The 419-nt window shown below is 62.1% G+C and carries 1 protein-coding gene; it reads right to left on the bottom strand.

Annotation, left to right across the window (positions count from 1 at the left end; translation table 11 throughout):
- The coding region (locus SQ11_RS16255; RefSeq protein WP_041515253.1) for a type I restriction-modification system subunit M N-terminal domain-containing protein at nt 1-327 on the bottom strand (327 nt) is incomplete at its 3' end.
- Nucleotides 328-419 lie beyond the last annotated feature (92 nt).

Genomic DNA, 419 nt, shown 5'->3' with positions numbered 1-419 from the left:
CTGCTCCAGGTGGCGCGGCTCGCGCAGGCGGGTCTGGGGATCGGGGTAGATTGTGGCGATCAGCCGGTCGCTGCTCTTCAAGAGGTCGAGCAGCATCTGCTTGTAGTAGTTGAGCAGCTCCAGGCCCGAGCGGCCGGTGAGATCCGGCGAGCGGGCGCCCTCCGGCAGGGCGTGGGCGTTGAGCAGCCCGGCCTGAGTGTTCTCGTACTCCATCTTGATGAACAGCAGCAGCACCAGCTCAGTGACGTAGTCCGAGTAGTTGATGCCGTCGTCGCGCAGCACGTCGCAGAGGTTCCACAGCTTCTGGACGATGTCGTTCTGGGTCATATCGTGTTCCGGTCGAGGCCGGCAGAGCCGGCCTTGTTTGAAGTTGAGGCTGAAAGTGAAACAAGCCGCGCCACAATGTGAATCAGCGTCAT

The organism is Nitrosospira sp. NpAV (assembly GCF_000832065.1).
Taxonomy (GTDB): domain Bacteria; phylum Pseudomonadota; class Gammaproteobacteria; order Burkholderiales; family Nitrosomonadaceae; genus Nitrosospira.
Note: the sequence above shows the minus strand (reverse complement) of the source record. Positions and strands in the feature narration are given on the sequence as shown.